22 protein-coding genes are annotated in these 25213 nt (G+C 40.6%); 21 read left to right on the top strand and 1 reads right to left on the bottom strand.

Annotated features, from left to right (window positions below):
- Nucleotides 1-33 precede the first annotated feature (33 nt).
- From rimM to CHF41_RS07550, 17 genes are all read left to right on the top strand, one after another.
- Entirely contained in the window at nt 34-552 is a 519-nt protein-coding gene (rimM, locus tag CHF41_RS07625) for a ribosome maturation factor RimM (protein ID WP_119876714.1), read from the top strand.
- Nucleotides 542-1267: a tRNA (guanosine(37)-N1)-methyltransferase TrmD gene (gene trmD, locus CHF41_RS07620; protein ID WP_119876713.1), complete on the top strand. Its 726-nt coding sequence runs from the start codon at nt 542-544 to the stop codon at nt 1265-1267. Before rimM ends, trmD begins: the two co-directional genes overlap by 11 nt.
- Before the next feature lie 530 nt (nt 1268-1797).
- Nucleotides 1798-2727, top strand: coding sequence for a metal ABC transporter solute-binding protein, Zn/Mn family (locus tag CHF41_RS07615; RefSeq protein WP_119876712.1), 930 nt, complete (start codon nt 1798-1800; stop codon nt 2725-2727).
- Nucleotides 2724-5555 carry a pneumococcal-type histidine triad protein gene (locus CHF41_RS10155; RefSeq protein ID WP_119876711.1) on the top strand — a complete coding sequence of 944 codons (2832 nt, stop codon included), beginning with the start codon at nt 2724-2726 and terminating at the stop codon, nt 5553-5555. Before CHF41_RS07615 ends, CHF41_RS10155 begins: the two co-directional genes overlap by 4 nt.
- Before the next feature lie 244 nt (nt 5556-5799).
- Entirely contained in the window at nt 5800-6624 is an 825-nt protein-coding gene (locus CHF41_RS07605; protein WP_240622944.1) for an aminotransferase class I/II-fold pyridoxal phosphate-dependent enzyme, read from the top strand.
- A 15-nt stretch (nt 6625-6639) separates the two neighbouring features.
- Complete coding sequence (locus CHF41_RS10205) at nt 6640-6870, top strand: hypothetical protein (RefSeq protein WP_240622943.1); 231 nt, start codon at nt 6640-6642, stop codon at nt 6868-6870.
- A 162-nt stretch (nt 6871-7032) separates the two neighbouring features.
- Entirely contained in the window at nt 7033-7785 is a 753-nt protein-coding gene (locus CHF41_RS07600; RefSeq protein WP_206269765.1) for a DeoR family transcriptional regulator, read from the top strand.
- Complete coding sequence (gene pfkB / locus CHF41_RS07595) at nt 7782-8693, top strand: 1-phosphofructokinase (protein ID WP_119876709.1); 912 nt, start codon at nt 7782-7784, stop codon at nt 8691-8693. The genes CHF41_RS07600 and pfkB overlap by 4 nt, the downstream gene beginning before the upstream one ends.
- The gene (locus CHF41_RS07590) at nt 8690-10645 is read left to right on the top strand and encodes a PTS fructose transporter subunit IIABC (RefSeq protein WP_119876708.1); all 1956 of its coding nucleotides are present in this window, start codon (nt 8690-8692) and stop codon (nt 10643-10645) included. Before pfkB ends, CHF41_RS07590 begins: the two co-directional genes overlap by 4 nt.
- A 100-nt stretch (nt 10646-10745) precedes the next feature.
- Nucleotides 10746-11120 carry a DUF1149 family protein gene (locus CHF41_RS07585; RefSeq protein ID WP_119876707.1) on the top strand — a complete coding sequence of 125 codons (375 nt, stop codon included), beginning with the start codon at nt 10746-10748 and terminating at the stop codon, nt 11118-11120.
- Nucleotide 11121: 1 nt separating this feature from the next.
- The gene (locus CHF41_RS07580) at nt 11122-11967 is read left to right on the top strand and encodes a DegV family protein (RefSeq protein WP_119876706.1); all 846 of its coding nucleotides are present in this window, start codon (nt 11122-11124) and stop codon (nt 11965-11967) included.
- A gap of 9 nt (nt 11968-11976) precedes the next feature.
- The gene (dapB, locus tag CHF41_RS07575) at nt 11977-12744 is read left to right on the top strand and encodes a 4-hydroxy-tetrahydrodipicolinate reductase (protein WP_119876705.1); all 768 of its coding nucleotides are present in this window, start codon (nt 11977-11979) and stop codon (nt 12742-12744) included.
- Nucleotides 12741-13952: a CCA tRNA nucleotidyltransferase gene (locus tag CHF41_RS07570; protein ID WP_119876704.1), complete on the top strand. Its 1212-nt coding sequence runs from the start codon at nt 12741-12743 to the stop codon at nt 13950-13952. Before dapB ends, CHF41_RS07570 begins: the two co-directional genes overlap by 4 nt.
- Nucleotides 13945-15816: an ABC-F family ATP-binding cassette domain-containing protein gene (locus CHF41_RS07565; RefSeq protein WP_119876703.1), complete on the top strand. Its 1872-nt coding sequence runs from the start codon at nt 13945-13947 to the stop codon at nt 15814-15816. Before CHF41_RS07570 ends, CHF41_RS07565 begins: the two co-directional genes overlap by 8 nt.
- A 21-nt stretch (nt 15817-15837) precedes the next feature.
- Complete coding sequence (locus CHF41_RS07560) at nt 15838-16173, top strand: hypothetical protein (protein WP_119876702.1); 336 nt, start codon at nt 15838-15840, stop codon at nt 16171-16173.
- A 65-nt stretch (nt 16174-16238) separates the two neighbouring features.
- Entirely contained in the window at nt 16239-17198 is a 960-nt protein-coding gene (locus CHF41_RS07555) for an ROK family glucokinase (protein ID WP_119876701.1), read from the top strand.
- 26 nt (nt 17199-17224) lie between these two features.
- Nucleotides 17225-17503 carry a hypothetical protein gene (locus CHF41_RS07550; RefSeq protein WP_119876700.1) on the top strand — a complete coding sequence of 93 codons (279 nt, stop codon included), beginning with the start codon at nt 17225-17227 and terminating at the stop codon, nt 17501-17503.
- Nucleotides 17504-17698: 195 nt separating this feature from the next.
- Here CHF41_RS07550 and CHF41_RS07545 read toward each other — a convergent pair whose 3' ends face one another.
- Nucleotides 17699-18541: an AraC family transcriptional regulator gene (locus CHF41_RS07545; protein WP_162911929.1), complete on the bottom strand. Its 843-nt coding sequence runs from the start codon at nt 18539-18541 to the stop codon at nt 17699-17701.
- A gap of 224 nt (nt 18542-18765) precedes the next feature.
- Here CHF41_RS07545 and CHF41_RS07540 point away from each other — a divergent pair, with 224 nt between their 5' ends.
- From CHF41_RS07540 to CHF41_RS07525, 4 genes are all read left to right on the top strand, one after another.
- The gene (locus CHF41_RS07540) at nt 18766-20094 is read left to right on the top strand and encodes an extracellular solute-binding protein (protein WP_206269753.1); all 1329 of its coding nucleotides are present in this window, start codon (nt 18766-18768) and stop codon (nt 20092-20094) included.
- A gap of 249 nt (nt 20095-20343) precedes the next feature.
- Entirely contained in the window at nt 20344-21246 is a 903-nt protein-coding gene (locus CHF41_RS07535) for a carbohydrate ABC transporter permease (protein WP_119876698.1), read from the top strand.
- Between the two features lie 9 nt (nt 21247-21255).
- On the top strand, nt 21256-22611 hold the full coding sequence (locus CHF41_RS07530) for a carbohydrate ABC transporter permease (RefSeq protein WP_119876697.1): 1356 nt from the start codon (nt 21256-21258) through the stop codon (nt 22609-22611).
- Nucleotides 22612-22859: 248 nt separating this feature from the next.
- Nucleotides 22860-25079 (top strand): alpha-galactosidase, encoded by a 2220-nt coding sequence (locus CHF41_RS07525; protein ID WP_119876696.1) that lies wholly within the window; start codon nt 22860-22862, stop codon nt 25077-25079.
- The last annotated feature ends 134 nt before the right edge of the window (nt 25080-25213 follow it).

Below are 25213 nucleotides of genomic sequence, written 5' to 3'. Positions count from 1 at the left end.
CAATAAGGCATATTATAGAGTTTTGGAGAGCACATGAATTATTTTAAAGTTGGAAAAATCGTCAACACTCAAGGACTCCAAGGAGAAATGCGGGTCTTGTCTGTAACAGATTTTGCGGAAGAACGATTTAAAAAAGGCAATCACTTGGCCTTGTTCGACACCAAAGACCAGTTTGTCATGAATGTGGAAATCGCCAGCCACCGCAAGGCAAAAAACTTTGATATCATCAAGTTTAAGGGGATGTACCATATCAATGATATTGAAAAATACCGTGATTTTACCCTCAAAGTAGCTGAAGAGGACTTATCTGATTTGGATGAGGGAGAATTTTACTACCATGAAATCATTGGTTTAGAAGTCTATGAAGGCGAGATATTGCTTGGGACCATTAAGGAGATTTTACAGCCTGGTGCTAACGATGTTTGGGTAGTCAAACGCAAAGGCAAACGAGACTTGCTGCTCCCTTATATTCCCCCTGTTGTCCTTGAGGTGGATGTGGAAAAAGGTCGCGTCCAAGTAGAGATTCCAGAAGGGTTAGACGATGAAGATTGATATTTTGACCCTCTTTCCAGAAATGTTTGCGCCCTTGGAGCACTCGATTGTCGGTAAGGCTCGAGAAAAGGGTTTGTTAGAGATTCATTACCATAATTTTCGAGAAAATGCGGAGAAATCCCGCCATGTTGATGACGAGCCGTACGGAGGTGGTCAGGGCATGCTATTGCGGGCGCAGCCGATTTTTGATGCCTATGATCAGATTGAAAAGACAGCACCCAGGGTGATTTTACTGGATCCTGCTGGTAAGCGATTTAATCAGGCTTATGCCGAAGAATTGGCGAAGGAAGAGCATCTGATTTTTATTTGTGGTCACTACGAGGGGTATGATGAGCGAATTAAGTATTTGGTGACCGATGAGATTTCGCTGGGAGATTACGTGTTGACAGGCGGAGAGCTTGCTGCCATGACCATGGTCGATGCCACTGTGCGCCTGATTCCAGAGGTTATTGGCAAAGAAGCCAGTCATACTGATGATAGCTTTTCATCAGGCCTATTGGAATATCCCCAATACACTCGGCCTTATGATTTTCGTGGAATGGTCGTGCCAGATGTCCTCATGAGTGGTCATCATGAAAATATCCGCAAATGGCGCCTCTATGAAAGTCTCAAAAAAACCTACCAGCGTAGACCCGACCTGCTAGAATATTACAAACTATCTGCCGAAGAAGCAAATATGTTAGAAGAAATCAAGAGTCTAGAATATGCTGACTAGGTTTAAGGTTTGGTGCGATGGATTTGATGATACACTATAGAGAGTGAAAGGAGGCATTTGTTTCTTTTCTCTTTTTTTATAGTGAATTGAATAAAGGTTAGGACATCGTTATACTCTATAAAAATCAAAATCTGCCAACCTTCCACAATTGAGAATTGTGGAAGGTTGGAAATAGATTGAGCGCAGCTCGCCCCTTGCAATTGAGAATTGTGGAAGGTTGGAAATAGATTGAGCGCAGCTCGCCCCTTGCAATTGAGAATTGTGGAAGGTTGGAAATAGATTGAGCGCAGCTCGCCCCTTGCAATTGAGAATTGTGGAAGGTTGGAAATAGACTGAGCGCAGCTCGCCCCTTTGAACCACTAGTTCGGTCCGTATTCAGTTCTCAATCCACTATAATTTTTTTGAAAAAGGCTTGACAGTTATTCTATAGAGTGGTATATTATTAACTAGTTTAAAAACCAGTTAAGTATATAGCTGGATTTATTTTGGCATATAAAGATAACTGGTTCATAATCGGTAAAGGAGTTTGTATGAAAAGAAAAAAGAGGTTTCTTTTTCTTGCCTTTCTCGGCCTCATTGTTTGCTTGGGGACTACGGCATGTAGTAAAGAGACAGCAGAAAAAGAACAGGGCTTGAAGATTGTGACTAGTTTTTATCCAATCTACTCCATGGTTAAGGAAATTGCAGGAGACGTGAACGATGTTCGAATGATTCAATCAGGTAATGGTATCCATTCCTTTGAACCTTCAGCTAATGATGTTGCAGCAATTTATGATGCAGATATTTTTGTCTATCATTCACGAACTTTGGAATCTTGGGCAGGAAGCCTTGATCCAAATTTACAAAATTCTGAAGTCAAGGTGATTGAAGCCTCTCAAGGGATGAGTTTGGATAAGGTGGCAGGCCTCGAAGATATGGAGGCTGGTGATGGAATTGACGAAAAAACGCTCTACGATCCCCACACTTGGTTAGACCCTGAAAAAGTGGCAGAAGAAGCACAAATTATTGCTAAAGAGTTGGCTAAGGCTGATCCTACTCACAAAGAACTTTATCAGAAAAATGCAGATAAATTGAGCAGAGAGGCACAAAATCTGACTCAAAAATATCAGCCGGTGTTTCAAAAAGCGCGGCAAAAGACATTTGTTACACAGCATACAGCATTTTCTTATTTGGCGAAGCGCTTTGGCTTAGAACAATTGGGGATTGCAGGAATTTCACCAGAGCAGGAGCCTAGCCCCCGTCAGCTGGCTGAAATCGAAGAATTTGTCAAACGCTATCAGGTAAAAACGATTTTTGTCGAAAGCAATGCTTCGTCAAAAGTAGCAGAAACACTTGTGAAGTCAACGGGTGTTGACTTGAAAACCTTGAATCCTCTGGAAGCTGATCCAGAAAATGATCAATCTTATTTAGAAAATTTAGAAGAAAATATCGCTATACTAGCAAAGGAATTAACAAAATGAAAAAGAAATATATCATTGGGAGTGTTGCCATGATTGCTCTTAGTCTGTGCAGTTATGAACTAGGACGGCAGCAAGGAGGGACAAAAACAGAAAGTCATCGGGTAGCCTATGTAGATAAAACGGACACTTCTACAGAAAATAATCCGACAAGAGTTGAGGAATTAACGCCAGAACAGGTTAGTGCAAAAGAAAATATTGCAGCAGAACAAATTGTCATCAAAATAACCGACCAAGGCTATGTTACGTCTCATGGAGACCATTATCATTACTATAATGGAAAAGTTCCGTTCGATGCGATTATCAGTGAAGACTTGATTATGAAAGATCCTGTTTACCAATTACAGGATTCAGATATTGTTAATGAAGTAAAAGATGGCTATATTATTAAGGTTAACGGCCAATATTATCTGTATTTGAAAAATAAGGAAAATCCTGTAAATGTGCGGAGTAAAGATGCGATTGATCAGCAACGACGCCAGCATATTCAAGCACAAGCGAAAGCTAATCGACCTGTCACAGGAGCGGTAGCTGTTGCTAAACAACAGGGACGCTATACGACAGATGACGGTTATATTTTTAATCCTAACGATATTATTGAAGATACCGGCGATGCCTATATTGTTCCTCATGGGAATCATTTCCACTATATTCCCAAGAGTGCTCTATCGCCAGACGAATTGCGTGCTGCTCAAGCCTTTTGGAATAGTCGGAATCAAGCTACTGTAGCCAGTCCAAAAACAACGACAACTCCGCAGGTTCCAATCCATATTGGCCAAGTTCCTCCTGCTTTGGTACAACAGCCAGTGCAGCAAGGTCGTCCAGCGCCAAATCATCCAGCTCAGCCAAATCGTCCAGGAACACCTGTACAGCCGATTCAGACAGGGCAAGTGGTACAGCCTGTCGAAGAAGAAATTATTCGATTGTTGAAGGAATTGTATGCTCTCCCGTTGAGTCAGCGCTATATGGAAGAAGATGGATTGGTATTTGATCCTGTGCAGATTACTAATCGTACGGATCGTGGTGTCGTTGTGCCTCATGGGGATCATTATCATTTTATTCCATATGACCGCTTATCGGCGCTTGAACAGAAAATTGCCAAAATGATTCCGATTGGACGTAGCTTCCCAGGCTTAAAGGATCCGAAGGGAGTGGGGATTGTCAGTCAACCGCAAAAACCTCAACCTGCTAAGCCTAAGCAACCTGCAAAACCTGCCAAACCGCATCAACCTGCTAAGCCTAAGCAACCTACGAAACCTGCTAAACCGAACCAACCTACTCAGCCAAGCAAACCAAGCCAGCCATCTCATTCAACAAAACCAGAGAAGCCAGTTTCTACTCAACCAAGTAAACCAACCCAGCCTGCTGGAACTGAAAAACCTCATAAAAAAACCATGTATTCGCAAGAAGAGGTGGATGCAGCAAAAGCAGCAGGGCGGTATGTATCAGTCGAGGATGGATATATCTTTAAGGCAGAAGATATTATTAGTGATGAGGGAGACTCCTACATCATTTTCCGTGATAACTATACGCATTGGGTGGACAAAGAATCTCTATCTGAAAAAGAGTTGACAGAAGCTAAGGCTTTCTGTCAGAAGAAAGGACTAAAAGCACCAGCAGCAGACGATATTTCTTATTTTGATGCTAGCAAGGAAAAAGCAGAAGCAGTCTTTGAACGAGTAGCAGCTAAGAAAATCATCCCATTTGAACGCTTACCTTACAATGTAGGATATGCTTCTGAGGTGAAGAAGGGTAAAATTATTATCCCGCACAGAGATCATTATCATAATTTAGATGTGGCCTGGTTCAATGATTCAGATTTCTTCAAGGCGCCAAGTGGTTATAGTCTAGAGGATTTATTTGCGACGATTAAATATTATCTCGCTCATCCAGAGGAACGTCCATATTCTCAATATGGTTGGGGAACGCTAGATGAAGGAAAGCAAGAAAGCCCAACTACCTCAAGCAACAAACCTACGGAGACTCCTCGTCATCCAGATCGCGATGGTAAACCGAATTCACAAATTGTTTACACAGCAGAGGAAATAGCGGCTGCAAAAGCAGCTGGTCGTTATACTACTTCAGACGGTTATATTTTTGATGCACGAGATATTGTTGAAGATCTTGGTGATGGTTATCTAGTGCCTCACATGAGTCACAGTCATTATATTCCCAAAAAATATTTGTCTAAAAAAGAGCAAGAAGAAGCCCGTAATTATGTGGCAAAAGCTGGTTTAAAAGATAAGAAAGAAGAAAAGCCATCTACCCCAGAAAAGGAATCAGCGTTAGACATCTATAATCGTGTGACACCAGAAAAGATTGTTCCAGTAGAAGCGATGCCGTATAACTCTGCTTACGTCGTTGATTTCCAAAACGGACAGATGATTATTCCACACTATGATCATTATCACAACATAGCTCTTTCTTGGTTTGATGAAGATCATTATCACGCACCACAAGGATATACTTTGGAACAATTTCTTGCAACGGTTAAATACTATGTTCTGCATCCAGAAGATCGTCCGATTTCAGAAGATGGCTTTGGTAGTTCAAGTAATTATGGTAAAGAAGATGTTGTAGACAAGGAAGAAGAAGAGCCAGTTGATGAGCCAGATGAGGACGAACTTGCCCAACGTAAACTAGCAAGCGAATTTGGAATGTCAGTTGATGATTTCCAAGATAAACTTGTAAAAATTGCGTTGAAATATAAGGTAGCGATGGATAGTTTTAACTACCAACCAGAGCAAAAGACAGTCTCATTGGTGACAAAAGATGGCAAATCAGTTCTTGTTTCCTTAGAAACACTAGAAGAAATTCCAACGAAGGAATAAATAACAAAGCTAGACTGGCCGTACGTCCAGCCTAGCTTTTTAGAGTTAATAAACTATATTGATGCAGTAATTATTTTGATTATTAAACTCCAAAGACAGCATAAGCAACTAAGTCTAGAGTTTCCTGCTCGCAGTTTTTTGCCATACCTTCTTGATTTTTAGAAATTCTATGCTATAATGTGTATTATTATACAGATTTGTTTTAAAAAACAGTATAATAATACATTTTGAGGGAGAGTTTAAAATGGTAGAGTTTAGACAAGAATTAAAGGGTTGGGAACCGTATAAGCTAGAGCGTATTGCAGACCATGATTTGGCCAATAATGAGAATCGTTTAATGGATTGGACAGGACTGTTAGAGAATATTCAAGCCAATATGAGTCTCTCTGATTTGATGTACTATGGTGATAATTGCTATCGTGATGTGATTGAAAAATATGCCAGCTATGCTGGTGTGCGTACTACACAAGTTACAGCCGGTGTAGGATCAGATTTTCTCATTCACATGATTGTAACGACCTTCTTAGAAAAGGGAGATGTCTTTTTGACCCTTGATCCGGATTTTTTCATGTATCAAGTCTATAATCAGTTACATGATTCGAGATTCGAGGCTTATCCTTTAGAGTGGGAGCAGGACAGCCTGCACTTGTCGGCAGAAAAACTCTTGATTTATGCAGAGCGAGTGAAGGCTAAGGTTCTCATGTTATCCAATCCCAATAATCCTTCTTCCGTAGCCTTTGATTCTAAAGAAATTGAGCAAATTCTACAATCCTTCAAGGGCTTGGTTGTCTTAGATGAGGCCTATATCGAATTTTCAGATAGTCCAAGTTTTGTCAGTTTGATTGAGACTTACCCTAATCTCATTGTTTTACGTACCCTCTCAAAAGCCTTTGGCTTAGCAGGTCTGCGGTTAGGCTTTGCCATCGCTAATGAGCGATTGATTTATGAACTGGATAAGGCTATCCCGCCTTTTAGTGTGTCAAATGTTGTGGCAAAGATTGGCTCAGCAGCCCTTGATTACCAAAAAGAAGTGAGCACAGTCATTGAGCAAATCAAGGCAACAAGATAGGATTTTTATTGCTTTTTGACAGAGCTAGAGGGCTGTCATGTTCTTCCTAGTCAGACCAACTTTGTCACCTTTACTTTTCAGCAGGCAGAGCCATTTTACCATGAGGCACTTGCCAATCAGTTTGATTTTAAATACTATTCTGACGGCATCTTAGCAGGCTATATCCGTATGACAATTGGTCGGCCTGAGGAGATGGAATTGCTCAAAGCCTTGATCATCAACAGCATCAAAGCCGATGAAGGATAAGAAGGTGCTTTCCAAATGAGTCATAGAAGAGTGGAATTCATCAGGACTATGGTTTTCTGACGAATTTCTACTCTTTTTTTATTTTTTTGGAAGATTTTGATAGAAAATGATTGACAATGGAAGAAAAACGTGTATAATAATTCTTGTAAACGATTGCAGGAGGTGGAAATCATTCTCAAATCAGAGCGTAAACAAGTCATTTTAGACACAATAAAAAAACAGCAATTTGTCCGCTTAGAGGATTTGGTTGACTTGCTTCATTCTTCTGAATCAACGGTTAGACGTGATTTGGATGAATTGGAATTAGCTGGGAAACTGCGCCGTGTACATGGTGGGGCAGAAAGTCTCCCAAATTTACAGGCAGAAGAGTCGATTGTTCAAAAATCTGTCAAAAACATTCAAGAAAAACGGCAAATCGCTCAAAAGGCTGCCAGTTTTGTAGAGGACGGCGATGTGGTCTTTCTCGATGCGGGAACGACAACGGAGCTACTGATTGATTATTTGTCAGCAAAGGGGTTGACGATTGTCACCAACTCGGTTCACCATGCTGTTAAGCTGGTAGATAAAGGGTTTTATACCATTATCATCGGTGGTAAGGTCAAGGGCTCAACGGATGCTTCCATTGGGGCAGTTGCCTTGGAGCAGATTCGTCAGCTACATTTCACGAAAGCCTTTCTTGGTATGAATGGGGTTGACACGAATGATTATACGACGCCGGATGTAGAAGAAGCAGCCATTAAGCGGACGGTGTTGCACAATGCTAGTCAAGCGTATGTGCTGGTTGACCCGTCCAAGCTGGGGCACATCTCCTTCACAAAAGTAGCGGAAATTGGGCGGGCAGATTTGATTTGCCTCGCTACCGACAGCAATCTGATGACAACTATAAAGAAAAAAACGAGGGTAATTGAAGTATGATTTATACAGTCACCTTAAACCCTGCGATTGACTATATTGTACGTCTCACGCATATCGAATCAGGCGCAGTTAATCGTATGGACAGCAGTGATACGTTTGCTGGTGGTAAGGGAATCAATGTCAGCCGGATTTTACAACGGCTTGGTTATGCCAGTACAGCGACTGGCTTTATCGGTGGATTTACGGGAGAATTTATCAAAAATGGCCTAGTAGCAGAAGCAATTGGCACACAGTTTGTCCAAGTGGACCAAGATACCCGTATCAATGTCAAAATCAAGGCGGACCAAGAAACGGAAATCAACGGGTTAGGTCCAGTCGTGACTGATGAGCAGTTGGCAGAATTGGAAGATATTTTGTCACATGTGACAGCAGACGACACCGTCGTCTTTGCAGGGTCTGCTCCAGCTAGTTTGGGCAATCAAGTTTACAATCGCTTGATTCCGCAAGCGAAAAAAGCGGGTGCAGAAGTGGTCTGTGATTTTGAAGGTCAAACCTTACTCGATTCCTTGGCACACGAGCCTCTCTTGGTCAAACCAAATAATCATGAACTCGAAGCAATTTTCGGTGTGACGTTCCATTCGCGCGAGGACATCGTACGCTACGCCAAAGAAATTCTTGTCAAGGGGGCTAAAAATGTCATTGTATCCATGGCAGGGGACGGAGCGCTCCTTGTGACAGGAGATGTGACCTATTTTGCTAAACCGATTAAGGGTACAGTAAAAAACTCAGTCGGAGCAGGAGATTCAATGGTTGCAGGCTTTACAGGCGCGTACACCAAGTCGCACAATCCGATTGAAGCACTGAAATGGGGAGTAGCTTGCGGGACCGCAACAGCTTTCTCAGATGATTTAGCAAGTATTGATTTTATTCGGGAAATGTATGAAAAAGTGGAGGTAGAAACCCTATGAAAATTCAAGATGTCTTGAAACAGGACGTGATGTTGCTGGATTTACAAGCAACGACAAAAGAAGCTGTGATTGATGAAATGATTACTAGCCTTGCTGAGCACGGAGTGGTCAGTGATGCTACAGCTTTTAAGACAGGTATTATGAACCGTGAGGCTCAGACCACAACAGGGCTCGGTGACGGAATTGCCATGCCTCATAGTAAAAATGCAGCGGTTAAGGAAGCAACTGTCCTCTTTGCTAAATCAAACGAGGGGGTGGACTACGAAAGTTTGGACGGTCAGCCAACAGACTTGTTCTTCATGATTGCAGCACCAGAAGGGGCTAACGATACCCATTTGGCTGCTCTGGCAGAATTGTCTAAATACTTGATGAAGCCAGGATTTGCAGATAAACTCCGTCAGGTTTCATCCCCAGCGGATGTGATTGCTGTCTTTGATGAAGCTGAAGCAGCTGATAAAGCGAGTCAAGTGGTTGAAACAGCAAATGTTAGCACTGGAGAAAAAGACTTTATCGTTGCTGTTACAGCTTGTACGACAGGGATTGCCCATACCTACATGGCAGAAGAGGCTCTCAAAAAACAAGCTGTTGAAATGGGAATTGACATCAAGGTGGAAACTAACGGTGCATCGGGTGTTGGCAATAAATTGACAGCAGACGATATCAAGCGTGCTAAGGGCGTTATCATCGCAGCAGATAAAGCAGTTGAAATGGCACGTTTCAATGGCAAACCACTCGTATCTCGTCCAGTGGCAGACGGTATCAAAAAGACAGAAGAATTGATCAACATCGTCCTAAAAGGCGAAGCAAATACCTATCAAGCGAAAGAAGGGGCTAGCGTAGAAGAGGCAACTGAGAAATTGAGTCTTGGAAAAGCCTTTTACAAGCACTTGATGAGCGGTGTGTCACAAATGTTGCCATTCGTTATCGGTGGCGGTATCTTGATTGCACTTGCCTTTCTCGTCGATAATGTCATGGGTGTGCCCCAAGATAGTCTCTCTAGCCTTGGCTCTTACAATGAATTAGCATCGATGTTCATGCAGATTGGTAGCGCAGCCTTCGGCTTCATGCTGCCACTGCTTGCAGGTTACATTGCTTACTCTATTGCTGAAAAACCAGGTTTGATTGCAGGTTTCGTAGCAGGTGCAATCGCAAAAGATGGTCTGGCTTATGGAAAAATTCCATTTGGTGCAGCGACAACTGAAATTCCAGCAGCAGTATCTTCTGGTTTCCTAGGTGCTCTTGTCGGTGGTTTCTTAGCCGGTGCGGTAATTATCGGACTTCGTAAGGTCTTAGCATATTTACCAAAATCCCTCGAAGGAATCAAATCAATTCTCCTTTTGCCACTGCTTGGTGCCATGATTACGGGATTTGTGATGTTCTTCGTCAATATCCCAATGGCTGCTATCAATACAGGGATGAATGATTTTCTAAGTGGATTAGAAGGAAGCTCTGCTATCATCTTAGGACTTGTCCTTGGAGGTATGATGGCCGTAGATATGGGTGGTCCAGTTAATAAGGCAGCCTACGTCTTTGGTACAGGAACCCTTGCAGCAACCGTTGCAAATGGTGGCTCTGTGGCAATGGCAGCTGTTATGGCAGGTGGTATGGTACCTCCTCTTGCAGTCTTTGTTGCGACTCTCTTGTTTAAGGATAAATTCACCAAGGAAGAGCGCAACTCAGGTTTGACTAATATCATTATGGGCTTATCCTTTATTACAGAAGGCGCGATTCCATTTGGTGCAGCTGATCCAGCACGTGCCATTCCAAGTTTTGTCGCAGGTTCCGCCCTTACAGGAGCTTTGGTCGGCTTGTCTGGTATCAAGTTAATGGCGCCACACGGTGGAATCTTTGTCATCGCACTCACCAGTAATCCGCTTCTTTACCTCGTCTTTGTCCTTATCGGAGCAATTGTATCAGGTGTCCTATTCGGTGCTTTACGCAAGGCGAAATAGATAAAAAATAGTAAACCTTATCGTTGCATGGATAAGGTTTTTTATCTGTTTACCAAAAAATATGGTATAATATTCATATTACCGTTTTGAGGAGAATAATATGAACGTCATTCGTGATAAGGCGCTAGTCAATCAGTATCATTTTGATACCCGCAATAGAGAATGGGAAGAACAAAATGGTGTACCAACTTCTCGATTAACTGTCGATTTTCAATTGATTGAGCGAAATACAGAGGAAAATAAAACGTCAATCGTCGTAATCTTACGTTTTATGATTGTCTTGGATTACTTTGTGATTTCAGGAGCTATGAGCCAAGGTGTACATATTTTAGAACAGCTTGTCCAAGAAGTAGAAGAGTTTAGCGAGCAAGATAAACGCTTCTTGGTCAATCCACTCTTGGATATTTTGCAACGCCTAACGTATGAAGTAACAGAGATTGCCCTGGATGCCCCGGGTGTGAATTTGGAGATTTAGAATGAAATTAGCCGTTATTACAGACTCTTCAGCTGTACTACAAATAGCAGGACGAGAGAATCTTTTTGTGTTGGATATTCCTGTAACGATTGGCGATACGACCTATATCGAAGGAAGAGATTTAAGTGTTGAAGAATTTTACCAGAAAATGGCAGCAGAAGCGGAGTTACCAAAGACCAGCCAGCCAAGCCTCTCAGAATTAGAAGAAACGCTGGCTCGCTTACAAAAAGAAGGTTATACACATGTGATTGGTCTTTTCTTGTCGTCTGGTATTTCTGGCTTTTATCAAAATATCCAGTATCTTAAGGATGAATTTGACGGGCTGACGATTGCCTTTCCAGACAGCAAGATTACCTCAGCACCGCTTGGTATGATGCTGGAGACAATCTTTAAACGTTATGAAGCTGGTATGCCGTTTGAGGAGATTTTAGATAAGTTGGAGCAGGAGATTGCAGGGACTAAAGCCTTTATCATGGTTGATGATCTGGATCATTTGGTCAAGGGAGGGCGTCTTTCCAATGGAGCTGCGCTCTTAGGAAACTTGCTCAGTATCAAGCCGATTTTGTACTTTACAGACGAGGGTAAGATTGAGGTCTATGAGAAGGTTCGTACAGAGAAAAAAGCAGTCAAGCGTTTGTTAGAGATATTGCAGGAAGAGACCAAGAATGGCTCTTATCAGATTGCCGTGATTCATGCCAATGCACCGCAAAAAGCGGAAGAATTTAAAGCATTATTACAGGAAAATGGTATCGATTGGCCCTTGCCAATTGTGTCCTTGGGCTCAGTCATTGGTACGCACTTAGGTGAAGGGGCGATTGCCTTTGGTATTTCACCGATTATTGACTAGGAGTAGTGGATGACAATTCAAGTAATTATCGCAGGTTTTAAGGGAAGAATGGGCTCGACTGCCCTCAATATGGTCAAAGAGGACAAGGGTTTAACACTTGCTGCCTTGGTTGATCCGTTTGCGACAGAAACAGAGATTGACGGTGTGCCTGTCTTTACTTCAAAAGAAGCCTTGATTGGTTTTTCAGCAGATGTGTGGGTTGATTTTACAACGCCAGCCTTCGCCTATGAAAATACTAAATTTGCTTTAGAGAACGGCTTTGCACCTGTTGTGGGGACAACGGGCTTTACCCCAGAAGAAATCGAAGAATTGATTGCTTTGTCTGCCGAGAAAAAAATCGGTGGGCTGATTGCTCCTAATTTTGCTATTGGAGCCATTTTACTCATGCAATTTGCAGCGCAAGCAGCCAAGTATTTCCCAAATCTGGAAATCATTGAGCTTCATCATGACAAGAAAAAAGATGCACCGAGCGGAACAGCGATTAAGACGGCAGAGTTGATTTCTCAGGTTCGTGAGAGCAGGCAGCAAGGGCTAGCAGATGAGGAAGAGTTGATTGCAGGAGCTCGTGGTGCAGACTTTGACGGCATGAGGATTCACTCGGTTCGTTTGCCAGGCTTAGTTGCGCATCAAGAAGTCATCTTTGGAGCACAGGGTGAGGGATTGACCATTCGCCATGATTCGTATGACCGCATCTCCTTTATGAGTGGTGTGAATTTAGGAATAAAAGAAGTAGTCAAACGAGAACAACTCGTTTATGGTTTGGAACAGTTATTATGAGATTACACAATCTGCCTTCTGAATTTCAGGAGGCTTTGCCGATTTTAGAGAAAATAAAACAAGCGGGCTTTGAGGCGTATTTTGTCGGAGGTTCGGTGCGAGACGCGATTTTAGGACGACCCATTCACGATGTAGATATTGCCTCATCGAGTTATCCCGAAGAAACGAAAGCTATTTTTTCACGTACGATTGACGTGGGAATTGAGCATGGGACCGTATTGGTCTTAGAAGACCATGGCGAATATGAAATCACGACTTTTCGGACAGAAGATGTCTATGTCGATTACCGTCGTCCAAGTCAGGTGGCTTTTGTGCGCTCTTTGGAAGAGGACTTGAAACGTCGTGATTTTACAGTCAATGCCTTTGCATTGGATGAAGAAGCGAGAATTATTGATAAGTTTGACGGCTTGCGGGATTTAGAACAGAAGACCTTGCGGGCTGTGGGGACTGCGACCGAGCGTTTTAATGAAGATGCCTTGCGGATTATGCGTGGTTTTCGATTTGCGGCAAGCCTTGAGTTTAGCATCGAAGAAGCGACTTTTGAGGCCATGAAAGAAACAGCTCCGCTCCTAGAGAAGATATCAGTTGAGCGTATTTTCATCGAATTTGATAAACTTTTACTAGCAAAAGGCTGGCGCAGGGGAATGGAAGCCTTGCTTGCGTCAAAAGCCTATGATTATCTGCCGGATATGAAGGGGAAAGAGAGGCAGTTAACAGCTTTTCTTGCTTCCCTTGTAGAAGATTTTGTCTTTCAAACATCTGAACAGGCCTGGGCGATGTTGATGGCTTATCTGGAGATAAAAAACACCAAATCCTTTCTCAAGCACTGGAAAACCAGCAATGATTTTCAGCGGACGGTGATAAAGCTAGTAGAGATTTACCATTTGCGTAAGCAACATTCCGTAACCAAGCAGGCCTGCTATCGTTATGGAAAGGAGTTGCTCTATCTAGTAGAAGAAGTCAGACAGGCTCAAGGACTGGCTGTTGATTACGAGCTGATTGATACGATTGATGAGTCTTTGACCATTCACGATAAGCATGAGATTGTGGTCAAGGGGGACGATGTGATGACGGCCTTCCAGATTAAACCAGGACCGCTTCTTGGTCACCTACTAAATGAGGTAGAGCATGCGATTGTTGAGGGAGATTTGGCCAATGAGATTGCGCCAATCATGGCCTTTCTAAAGGAGAAGATAGAGAATGAGTGATTTTATCGTTGAACAACTAAGCAAGTCAGTCGGAGATAAGACTGTCTTTTCAGCTATTTCCTTTATCATTCATCAATACGACCGTATCGGGATTATCGGGGTCAATGGAACAGGGAAAACAACACTACTGGATGTCTTGTCTGGTAAGCTGGGGTTTGATGGTGATGTGTCTCCTTTTCGGACGAAAAATGACTATACGATTGCCTATTTGACTCAAGAGCCTGAGTTTGAGGATGACAAGACGGTTTTAGATACAGTTTTGTCATCAGACTTGCGGGAAATCGAGCTCATCCGTCAGTACGAGCACCTCGTCGCAGATTATAGCGAGCAAAACCAAACAAGATTAGAGAAGGTCATGACAGAAATGGATGCTCTCAATGCTTGGGAAATTGAGCATCAAATTAAGACTGTTTTGTCAAAACTTGGCTTGAACGATACCAACCAACGTGTGGGAGATTTGTCAGGTGGCTTACGACGCCGAGTTCAGTTGGCACAAGTCTTATTAGGAGATGATGATTTACTGCTCTTAGATGAGCCGACCAACCACCTCGATATTGAGACCATTGAGTGGCTGACGACTTTTTTGAAACAGGCTAAAAAGACAGTTCTTTTCATCACCCATGACCGCTATTTCTTGGATAATGTGGCAACCCGCATTTTTGAACTAGACCGCGCTAGCCTAACCGAGTATCAAGGAAATTATCAGGACTATGTTCGCTTGAAAGCCGAGCAGGACGAGCGTGATGCGGCTTTGCGTCACAAAAAAGAACAGTTGTATAAGCAGGAATTGGACTGGATGCGCAGGCAGCCTCAGGCACGAGCAACCAAGCAACAGGCACGGATTAATCGCTTCCATGATTTGAAGTCGGACTTGGCTCATAAGAGTGATGACAGTAATCTGGAAATCAATTTTGAAACCAGCCGTATCGGAAAAAAAGTCATCGAGTTCAAGCAGGTGGATTTTGCCTATCCGACTAAGACGATTTTAAGCCACTTTGATTTGCTGGTTCAAAACAAAGATCGAATTGGGATTGTCGGCGATAACGGAAGAGGCAAGTCTACGTTACTCAATCTGATTGCAGGTCAAATACAGCCTACAGGCGGTCAATTGATTGTAGGAGAGACCATTCGCGTCGGCTATTTCTCCCAGCAGAACCAAGGATTGGATGAAAATAAGCGGGTCATCAGCTTCCTTCAAGAAGTGGCAGAAGAAGCTGAAACCAACTCAGGCATGGTCTCGATTGCAGAACTCTTGGAGCAGTTTCTCTTTCCACGCAACACCCATGGAACACTGATTCAAAAGCTGTCTGGCGGTGAGAAAAAACGGCTCTATCTCTTAAAAATCTTGTTAGAACGACCGAATGTCTTATTACTTGATGAGCCGACCAATGACCTTGACATTGCGACCTTGACCGTCTTGGAGCATTTTCTTCAAGGCTTTGCGGGTCCCGTCATCACGGTCAGCCACGATCGGTATTTCCTAGATAAGGTAGCAACCAAAATCTTAGCCTTTGAAGAGGAGGGGGTTCGGACCTTTTTTGGAAATTATACGGATTATCTGGATGAAAAAGCCTTTCTAGCTTCTGCAGCAGCAACTGCAACGACTCCTGTAAAAGAAAAGCAGGAAAAGGTGCGTGATAAACAAAAACGCATGTCCTACTTTGAAAAGCAGGAATGGGCGACTATTGAAGAGGATATTGCTACCTTGGAAGAAAGCATAGCAGAAATCGAGGCAGCCATGCAGACCTGTGGTAGTGACTTTACACGGCTATCAGACTTGCAAAAGGAATTAGATGCGCAAAATGAAGCCCTACTTGAAAAATATGAACGCTATGAGTACCTCAGTGAATTGAGTGAAGGTTAGTAAGATAGGAGACAAGTTGATATGAAAATCATCATGGTAGTCTATATGGGGATTTATCTGATTGTGACCTTACTAGCTGCAGCTTATAGCTATTTCAAGACTAAGCGGATGAACCGTCTCTGCCTTGTTCTGACCCTAGGAGCTTGCTTACTTTTGCTTGTGACCTTGATTTCCTACAGTCAAGGCTACAATCCCCTACAAATGATGGGCTTTGCTCTAGGATTCACCCTGATTTCGAGTCTCTTTCTTTATAACGGCACGAGAGAGGGAACTCAGTTTATCTATACCTTCTTATTTAGTGCGGGACGGTTTCTCTTGCATTTGCAATTTTTGGTTTTACTATATATTTTTCGGTAAAAAGTAGTGCAAGCCTTTGCAATGTGGTATAATAAGGCGAAATAATAATTTATGAGGAGTATCTTATGGCAAAGAAAATAATTGGTATTGATCTTGGTGGGACTTCTGTTAAATTTGCGATTCTAACAGAACAAGGTGAAATCCAAGAAAAATGGTCCATTAAGACCAATATTTTAGACGAAGGTAGTCACATTGTGCCAGATATTATTGAGAGTATCCAGCACCAATTTGACACGCACCAATTAACGAAAGATGATTTTCTAGGAATCGGAATGGGCTCGCCAGGTGTAGTAGATAGCAAGGCTGGAACAGTTATCGGAGCCTATAACCTCAACTGGAAGACACTTCAACAGGTCAAGGAACAAATTGAATCTGCTATTGGTTTGCCATTTTTCATTGACAATGATGCCAATGTCGCAGCCTTAGGTGAGCAGTGGGTCGGCGCTGGAGATAACAATCCAGATGTTGTCTTTATGACCTTAGGAACTGGTGTCGGTGGCGGTGTTATTGCTGGCGGCAACTTGATTCGTGGATTTGGCGGCGCTGGTGGCGAATTAGGGCATATTACAGTTGACTTTGAAGAGCCAATTGCTTGTACCTGTGGTAAAAAAGGTTGCTTGGAAACAGTGGCTTCAGCAACTGGTATCGTGAACTTAACCCGTCGTTATGCAGAAAGTTATGCTGGCGATGCTGAATTGAAAAAACGTATTGACGATGGTCAGGATGTAACAGCAAAAGATGTCTTTGATCTTGCAAAAGAAGGGGATGACCTTGCTCTAATCGTCTACCGTCATTTTTGTCGCTATTTAGGAACAGCCTGTGCCAATATTGCAGCTGTCTTAAATCCTGCTTATATTGTCATCGGTGGCGGTGTGTCAGCAGCTGGTGATTTCTTACTAGAAGGGGTCAATGAAGTTTATCTTCAGAATTCTTTCCCTCAAATTGCCCAATCAACAAAATTAACCCTAGCAAATCTAGGAAATGATGCGGGTGTTCTAGGTGCTGCATCTCTTGTCTTGAAATAGGGACTAGAAAAAACAAGGAAACGAATATGAAAGTGGGACAGTCCTTACTAAAAGAACGCTATCACTATCTTATCTATTTGGGCCTAATGATCTGGGGGTCTGCCTTTTTACCAGTTCCTAGAGAATGGTTCTGGCCAGCTAGTTGGGCTGCTTATGCAACGTTCTTTATCGTGCCTACCATTGGACTTTTGAGCTTGATCCTTTCGATTTTGTACCGAAAATGGCGGTGGCTTCTCATCAGTATCCTGCTCATCTTTGCCTTTCCCATTTCATTTGGGCTAGTCTATGCTCTTTTTGGTCCGTAAATATGTTGATGAAAGGCTGACATGAAGCTCAGCCTTTTTGACTTTGTCTTAAAAATTGAACAACATAAAATGGCTTAGAATCAACGTTATCAAGAAACGTTGATTCTAAACCATTTATTATTTTTAAGACTTCTTACCCAGCCTCTTTTTGATTTGTCTTGCTACTTATCTAGGCATCACGAACTCTTTCATTTTTTATCTAGCACCTTTATTTTTTTGGCGCCATTGATTAGGAGAAAGTTGGTAGTGATTTTTAAAAGCAGTTGAAAAGTTAAACTGATTCGAATAACCGACTAGTTCTGCAATTTCTTTGAGTTGCTTATCGGTATCTTTTAATAGTTCACAGGCTCGGCTCATACGATATTGAATGAGAAATTGTTGGGGAGAGATTCCCATTTGCTCTTTGAAGAGACGACTGAAATAATGACGATTTAGATTGCATTGTTTCGCAATATCATCAATGGATATAGGTCTGTCAAGATTACGTTCAACAAAATTAATAGCTTCTCGAATATATAAGTCTTTGGCATCACTATGTTTACTTATCTGTTTGGTAGCAGATTCCTCAATCAAGGCAGCAATAAATAGATATAGATGCCCAATGAGCTGTGCACTTTTAGCGTTATGAAGTTGTTGGATGTAGTCTATCTCTTTGTAAACATCACTTTCTACAGGGGGGTGTGAAGATGAGAAAATGGGCTGGTTCCTTGATAGACCTGCTTGGTGTAAAAAATGTTCGGCCTTTAGACCATCAAATTCAATCCAGATATAGGTCCAAGGATCAGTCAAATCTGCTTCATAGCTACAAATACTATCGGGTGCTATCAAAAATCCCTGGCCAGCAGTCAGATGAAAACTTTTTTGCTTTTCGGTGAGATAGAAATCTCCTGATCCAGATACAATATAGTGAAAGAGGTAATGTTGTTTTTTGGTTGGTCCAAAAGAATGCAAAGGTTGGCAGATTTCTTTACCAAATTGAACAGGATATAAATCAATATAGGAACGATTATTAAAAATATGAAATTCTTGTTTACTCACCACAATACCCCCTTATCTTAATTATTATTATATCATTTTATATGATTTTGTGACATTTTATATTGTAAAATATGAATTTATACAATAAATAATATAAAAGTCATCCTATTTTTTTATGGTCTTGGAAGCGCTTTTTTGTTATTCTATTCTTAGGAAATATCATTAGAATAAACCACACAGGATTGTTCTGTGTAGTTTAGACAAAGAAAAAAGGAGATCGGGTTATGGTGACAAAGAAATTCTTTTCGACAGCGCTATGCACCACTTTGTTGGCTGCTTCCTTATTCGGCTGTGGCTCTTCAACTGCTGAAAAAATGAAAGACAGCAGTAATGAGCAAGTAGAATTAACACTTTGGGTTACGAGTCGAAATGCAGATGACTGGTCAGCTTCTATGGAGAAAAAATTTTTAGAAGAGCATCCAAATATTAAATTGAATAAAGTTGTCAAAGAAGGTGATCCAGGGAATGAATTTTATCAGGGAGTAGCAGCTGGTACAGCTCCAGACTTGGTAGAAGCCTCATTTACAGTAACGAACTCTTATATAGCTAAAGGCATTTTGGAGCCTTTAAATAACTATACAGATAAATGGGATGAGTGGCAATATTTTACCAAAGACTATACTGATATGTTTACTAAGGATGGTAAAATCTATGCCGTTCCAACACGGGTGTCACCAATGCTTTTTGGATACAATAAAGCATTGTTTAAAGAAGTAGGATTGAATGAAGCACCTAAAACATGGGAAGAAGCGTTAGCAGCAGCTAAGAAGATTTCTGCGCTTTCAGAACAAACAACTGGTTATGCGACATTGGCAGCGGAATGGACAGAGTGGTTCTTCCAATACTATGTATGGCAAGCTGGTGGCGATTTGACGAAGCAAAATGAAGATGGTACAGCAACGTTAACCTTTACGGATCCGGCGGTTATTAAGGCAGCAAAATACTATCAAGAGCTGAAGAAAGAAGGAGTAATTCAAAGTGATTTAACCTTGAAATTTACTGATCTAGTAACAAACTTTGGTCTTGGTAAAGTGGGGATGATGCCTTTTGCTAGTGACTGGGTATCTGAGGCAATTACAAATGGGATTGATCCTGATGATATTGGACTTGCATTGCCACCTGTAGGACCTGGTGGACAGCCAGTGACAGCTATCGGTGGTGTGAATTGGCTTATAAACGCAAAATCTGACCAGGCCAAAAAAGATGCAGCATGGGAATTTATCAAATTCTACTCAAGTAAGGAGTATATCTCTTCTTATTTTGAAAATTTAGCTACGAAAGGTGCACCAAATCCAATTATTGTCCCACGTTCAGACATTAATGTGACTGATTTTTACGAATTCCCAGAAGAATATGCCGCTGTTCTAGAAAAAGTGAAAACGATTGGTCGTTTAGAATTTTATGGAAAAGGTGATTTTGGTTCATATGTAGATCGTGCTGTACAGAAAATTTTATCGGATCCATCCGCAGATCCAGAAAAAGTTTTTGCTGAAGCTCAAAAATTGTGTGAAGCAGAAGTTTTGGATAAATTTAATGAAGCGAATAAAAAATAATAGTAATCTGTGTCAATAGATTTTTCTCATAAAAGAAAGTGAACCGATGATGATCTGAATTTTCTAAGTTAGTAATGTTACTAGCTTTTCAGGAAATATGTTTACATCATACGGTTCTTTTCTTTTTCTATCCCAATTGGATTTGGTATAAAACTCCTTTTGATGAACGACCATAAAAACTGTTAAAAGAAGTCCGTTCTATTCAGAAAAAATCTTATAAAAAAGAAAATAGTAAAAGGAAGCGATAAAATGTATCTACAATCAGTAAAAAAAATAAAATCGACAAGGCATTCTTTCAGACGAAAACTCACCCCTTGGTTCATTTTATTTTTGCCCATTGTGTTTACCCTATGGCTGAAATATTATCCAATTTTTAGTGCATTTTATATTTCATTATTTCAATATAATCCAGTAAATCCGCCTGGGAAATTTGTCGGATTTGCTAATTATGTAGAAATGTTTAAGATGGAGCATTATTGGGGGGCTTGGCGTAATACCTTTGTTTTATTAGGTCTCCAATTGGTGATGTGTTTCGTCATTCCGTTGATTCAAGCGCTTTTCTTAAATGAATTAGTTCGTTTAAGAAAATCATTAACCACCCTGTATATTTTGCCTGCCTTGATTCCAACTTCTGTCAATGTTATTATCTGGAAATGGATTTGGCATCCAGAATATGGTGTTGCGAATCAGATACTTAAATTTTTTGGCGGTAGTCCACAGGCTTGGTTGAGTGATCCAGCTTTAGTAAAATTCTGTATTATTTTCCCGGGAGTCTTGGGTGGTGGCTTGACGGTATTTTTGTATTTATCTGCGATTCAGGGAATTTCTGGAGATATTATTGAATCAGCAGCCCTAGATGGTTGTACAGGCTTTGGTAGGATTCGCCACATCATTCTTCCTAATATTTCCTTTATGATTTTTATTCAACTAATTATGGCAGTGATTACAACCATGCAAATGCTAGATGTGCCTTATATGTACGCTTCTGGAGGTCCAAATGGAGCTTCAACAACCCAAGGGATTTTTATTTATGATTCATTTAACAAAGATTTGAATTATGGTCGTGGATCGGCAGCCTCTGTTATTTTACTGCTTGTCATTGCTGTTGTGACAATGGTTCAGATGCATTTTGAAAAATCAAATGGAGAATAAGGAGAGAATATGCTATTTAGAAAGAAAGCAAACAAGGGAATCCCTCTTAGCAAGTCTGAGCGTTATTTAAAATGGACAGCAACTATTTTTTCGCTCGTGTTTGCGGCTTTAATGCTGTACCCAATGCTATTTGCCGTTTCTAGCGCTATGAAAGACAATGCGAAAATATATGAAGTTCCGCCTAAATTACTTCCTGACACAGCAAATAGTATATCTGTTGTGTTGGATTATTCAAAAGAAAGTAAGGATGAAGCGCAGTTAAAAGATCAGATTCTTCGAGATAGTGTCCTTGTGATGATGGGAATTAGTTATAAGTTGCCCAAAGACTCAATCATGGAGATCAATATTTATGGCACTAAGGATGGGGAGACAATCTATTATTCGCGAGCCCATCAAATGAAATTACAGCTGGAAAAAGATTATGGCATCTACAAGGGAACAACGATAAAAAAAGATGTTGTTTTGTATGAAGATCGCTACCTTCGTGCTAGTCAGTCGATTGGCTATAGCTTTAATCTGAAAGGAGTTAATAAAAAAGCTCCTACTGAATTAAAAACAACGTTCCAAAGTAAGGTTAAAAAATTATTAGATGAAAAATATCAAACAGTTGGGACCTTGTTAAGTGTTGGAAATGAAGAGAAGGCTTTGCTTAATCTGGAAACTTTCCTCTATTATTTCCAAATGCCGGCTTACATGTATTCAGAACATCCAACGATTCAAAAATTTGGGTTTATGACTTTTATATTCAATAGTTTCATTGTGATTGGATTTGCGATTGTTGTTCAAGTTTTTTTATGCTCAATCTGTGCCTTTATCATTAGCCAACGCTTATCTAAGCGGGCTGGACGAATTGTTCTACTCTTTTTCTTAGGAGCAATGATGGTTCCATTTGCTAGTATTATGTTACCGCAACTAGTGATGTATAAGCAAATGGGGGCTTACAATAATTATTGGGCTTTACTCTTACCTTTCCTTTATCCTTATGGGTTCTACATTTATCTTTACAAGGGATTTTTTGATCAAATTCCCCGAAGTTATTTCGAAGCAGCTGAGTTGGATGGAGCAGGTAGTTTGTTTTTGTATAGTAAGATTTGCATGCCTCTTTCAAAACCGATTATTTCTCTGATTGCTCTTCAGACATTTATTGGGAACTGGAACGACTTTTTCTGGGCTTGGTTGGTAACAGAGGATCAGAAATTATGGACATTAAATGTTGCTTTATTTAATATTTCAAACAATGTGGCAACAAAGCAAAATGCTATGATGGGCTTGGCTGTGCTAACTAGTATGCCAGTTATTTTACTATCTATTCTTTTTTCAAAACAATTGAAAAAAAGTATCGTTGCTTCAGGTGTCAAAGGGTAAAGAGATACTGCTTTCATCGATTGTAGAAGATGAATACATTGACAGGACAGAGCGCATCTGACAGAGCTGTTAAGACTGATATGGTCCCAAATGGAAATTTGACTTATGAAAATGATCATGTAGATACCGACGATGAGTGGTTATTAGTGTCAAACGATGGTACGAATTAAAAGTGTATTGGATGAGCAAAGTATGAACTTATTTTCCTAGTAGAGAAAAGCGTGAGTGACTTTGTAAAGGAGTAAAGAATGAAAGTTTCAGTTTCAGACAGCCAATATTTTCATTTACAAACAAAGAATACAAGTTATATTTTTAGAGTTTTAGAGAATGGTGGCTTAGGACATGTCTATTATGGAAAAAAAATACCAATTAAAGACAGCTATCCCTATCTAACTGTAGTAGAGGAGCGTGGCTTCGAACCATATACTGATGTTAAGAACACGAGTTCTCAGCCTAATTTGATGAGATTTGAATATAGTTCCTATGGTAGGGGAGATTTTAGGCAACCAGCTTATCAAATAATACTAGAAAACGGAAGTCGGATTAGTGATTTAATCTTCGATTCGTATCAGTTGTTGCCTGGGAAGAGCTGCTTAGATGGTCTTCCAGCAACTTTTGCAAGTGACGAATCCGCCACCACTTTAATAATAAAGATGGTGGATCCAACGATTGGATTGACAGTATATTTATCGTATACTATTTTTAAAGATCAAGATGTGATTGCTCGTAGTGTTAAATTTAAAAATGATAGTCAACAGGAAATAAAACTATTGCGAACGGTGAGTTTGCAGTTGGATTTGCGAGCTAGTGATTATGATTTTATACATTTTTCTGGTGCATGGTTGAGAGAACGCTATGTTCAAAGAACGCCATTACGATATGGACTTCAAAGCGTAGATAGTTTAAGAGTAAGTTCTAGCCCGCAGCAAAATCCTTTTATTATGTTGGCTAGTAAAGAAACAACTGAGGATTCAGGCGCTGTTTATGGTTTTAATCTGATTTACTCAGGGAATCACCTTGAACAAATTGAAGTAGATCATTTTGGTTGTGCACGTGTTTTGGTCGGAATGAATCCATTTGATTTTTCTTGGACCTTATTACCTGGTGAAACTTTTCAAACTCCAGAAGCTTTACAATGTTATACATCAAATGGTTTTAATAGCATGAGTCAACTATTGGCTAATTTCTATCATGAGCATTTGATAAATCCTGTATTTAGCAAGAAAGATAGACCACTATTAATTAATAGTTGGGAAGCAACTTACTTTGATATTTCCACAAAAAAAATTAAGGATTTGGCCGACAAGGCTAAGGATTTAGGGATAGAGTTGGTTGTTATTGATGATGGCTGGTACGGTCACCGGGACAATGATCAGACTTCCTTAGGAGACTGGGTTGATGATCAGACGAAGTTTCCAGAAGGAATCGCTCATATTGCGAATTACATTCATTCGATTGGATTAAAATTTGGTCTTTGGTTTGAACCAGAGATGATCTCAGAAGATAGCGATCTGTACCGCAGTCATCCCGATTGGAGAATTGCGGCGCCGAATCGTCAGCCATGCTTAGGTCGACAACAATTTGTCTTAGATTTTAGCCGTAAAGAGGTCGTAGACAATCTGTTTTCTCAAATGGGAAAAATGATTAAAGAAACAGGCTTGGATTACATTAAATGGGATATGAATAGGCATATTACAGATTTGTACAGTTTAGCTTTAGAAAACAATAGACAACAAGAATTTGCCCATCGATACATTTTAGGTGTATATGAACTGTATGATAGATTGATAAAAGCATTTCCAAACATTCTGTTTGAATCCTGTGCTTCTGGTGGCGGACGTTTTGATTTGGGGATGATGTATTATGCACCGCAAGCATGGACAAGTGATAATACTGATCCAATAGAACGTCTGAAAATTCAATATGGGACGTCATACGGTTACCCCTTATCAATGATGACAGGCCATGTATCGGCTTCTCCTAATCACCAAACAGGTCGGGAGACGACGCTAACTTATAGAGAACACGTGTCATACTTTTCTGTATTAGGATATGAATTTGACCTCACTCAATTAGATAAAGAAGCATATGAACAGATAAAAGAAGGAATTACTTTTTATAAAACTTACCGTCATTTATTTCAATATGGAACATTCTATCGGATTTTGAGTCCGTTTACTCAAAATATCGTTAGTTGGCAGGTGGTATCACAAGATAAAACTTGCTCGATATTGGCTCGTTATCAGATACTGAGTGAAGCGAATCCAGCACCTGCCCATCTTATATTTAAGGGATTAGATCGTCACAAATATTATCAAATAAAGGGATACGATGATGTTTTTACAGGTGAAGAATTGATGAATGCAGGTGTTTGTCTTCCGCTTTCTCCATATGCAGGAGAAAGAGTGGTTAGTGTCCCAGATTTCAAATCCTGGTTATTTATTTTGAATGAATATACAGCTCTATGAGAAATGTTAAGTCCTGATAAGGTGAATATGTCAAATCATTATTTTTGCTTCTTGCAATACATTCTTTTAGAATAAACGTCTTGCAAGTATTTTAAATAAGAAGCCGGAGCACTCCTTGATTCTAGTTTACTAGA

Origin of the sequence: Streptococcus respiraculi (assembly GCF_003595525.1) — a bacterium.
Taxonomy (GTDB): Bacteria; Bacillota; Bacilli; order Lactobacillales; family Streptococcaceae; genus Streptococcus; species Streptococcus respiraculi.
The sequence above is the reverse complement of the archived record's forward strand: the minus strand, read 5'-3'. Positions and strand labels throughout refer to the sequence as shown.

Bases quoted from the DNA above. Each gene is read 5' to 3' on its own strand.
- rimM (WP_119876714.1), top strand. From the start codon at position 34: ATGAATTATTTTAAAGTTGGAAAAATCGTCAACACTCAAGGACTCCAA.
- trmD (WP_119876713.1), top strand. From the start codon at position 542: ATGAAGATTGATATTTTGACCCTCTTTCCAGAAATGTTTGCGCCCTTG.
- CHF41_RS07615 (WP_119876712.1), top strand. From the start codon at position 1,798: ATGAAAAGAAAAAAGAGGTTTCTTTTTCTTGCCTTTCTCGGCCTCATT.
- CHF41_RS10155 (WP_119876711.1), top strand. From the start codon at position 2,724: ATGAAAAAGAAATATATCATTGGGAGTGTTGCCATGATTGCTCTTAGT.
- CHF41_RS07605 (WP_240622944.1), top strand. From the start codon at position 5,800: ATGGTAGAGTTTAGACAAGAATTAAAGGGTTGGGAACCGTATAAGCTA.
- pfkB (WP_119876709.1), top strand. From the start codon at position 7,782: ATGATTTATACAGTCACCTTAAACCCTGCGATTGACTATATTGTACGT.
- CHF41_RS07590 (WP_119876708.1), top strand. From the start codon at position 8,690: ATGAAAATTCAAGATGTCTTGAAACAGGACGTGATGTTGCTGGATTTA.
- CHF41_RS07585 (WP_119876707.1), top strand. From the start codon at position 10,746: ATGAACGTCATTCGTGATAAGGCGCTAGTCAATCAGTATCATTTTGAT.
- CHF41_RS07580 (WP_119876706.1), top strand. From the start codon at position 11,122: ATGAAATTAGCCGTTATTACAGACTCTTCAGCTGTACTACAAATAGCA.
- dapB (WP_119876705.1), top strand. From the start codon at position 11,977: ATGACAATTCAAGTAATTATCGCAGGTTTTAAGGGAAGAATGGGCTCG.
- CHF41_RS07570 (WP_119876704.1), top strand. From the start codon at position 12,741: ATGAGATTACACAATCTGCCTTCTGAATTTCAGGAGGCTTTGCCGATT.
- CHF41_RS07565 (WP_119876703.1), top strand. From the start codon at position 13,945: ATGAGTGATTTTATCGTTGAACAACTAAGCAAGTCAGTCGGAGATAAG.
- CHF41_RS07560 (WP_119876702.1), top strand. From the start codon at position 15,838: ATGAAAATCATCATGGTAGTCTATATGGGGATTTATCTGATTGTGACC.
- CHF41_RS07555 (WP_119876701.1), top strand. From the start codon at position 16,239: ATGGCAAAGAAAATAATTGGTATTGATCTTGGTGGGACTTCTGTTAAA.
- CHF41_RS07550 (WP_119876700.1), top strand. From the start codon at position 17,225: ATGAAAGTGGGACAGTCCTTACTAAAAGAACGCTATCACTATCTTATC.
- CHF41_RS07540 (WP_206269753.1), top strand. From the start codon at position 18,766: ATGGTGACAAAGAAATTCTTTTCGACAGCGCTATGCACCACTTTGTTG.
- CHF41_RS07535 (WP_119876698.1), top strand. From the start codon at position 20,344: ATGTATCTACAATCAGTAAAAAAAATAAAATCGACAAGGCATTCTTTC.
- CHF41_RS07530 (WP_119876697.1), top strand. From the start codon at position 21,256: ATGCTATTTAGAAAGAAAGCAAACAAGGGAATCCCTCTTAGCAAGTCT.
- CHF41_RS07525 (WP_119876696.1), top strand. From the start codon at position 22,860: ATGAAAGTTTCAGTTTCAGACAGCCAATATTTTCATTTACAAACAAAG.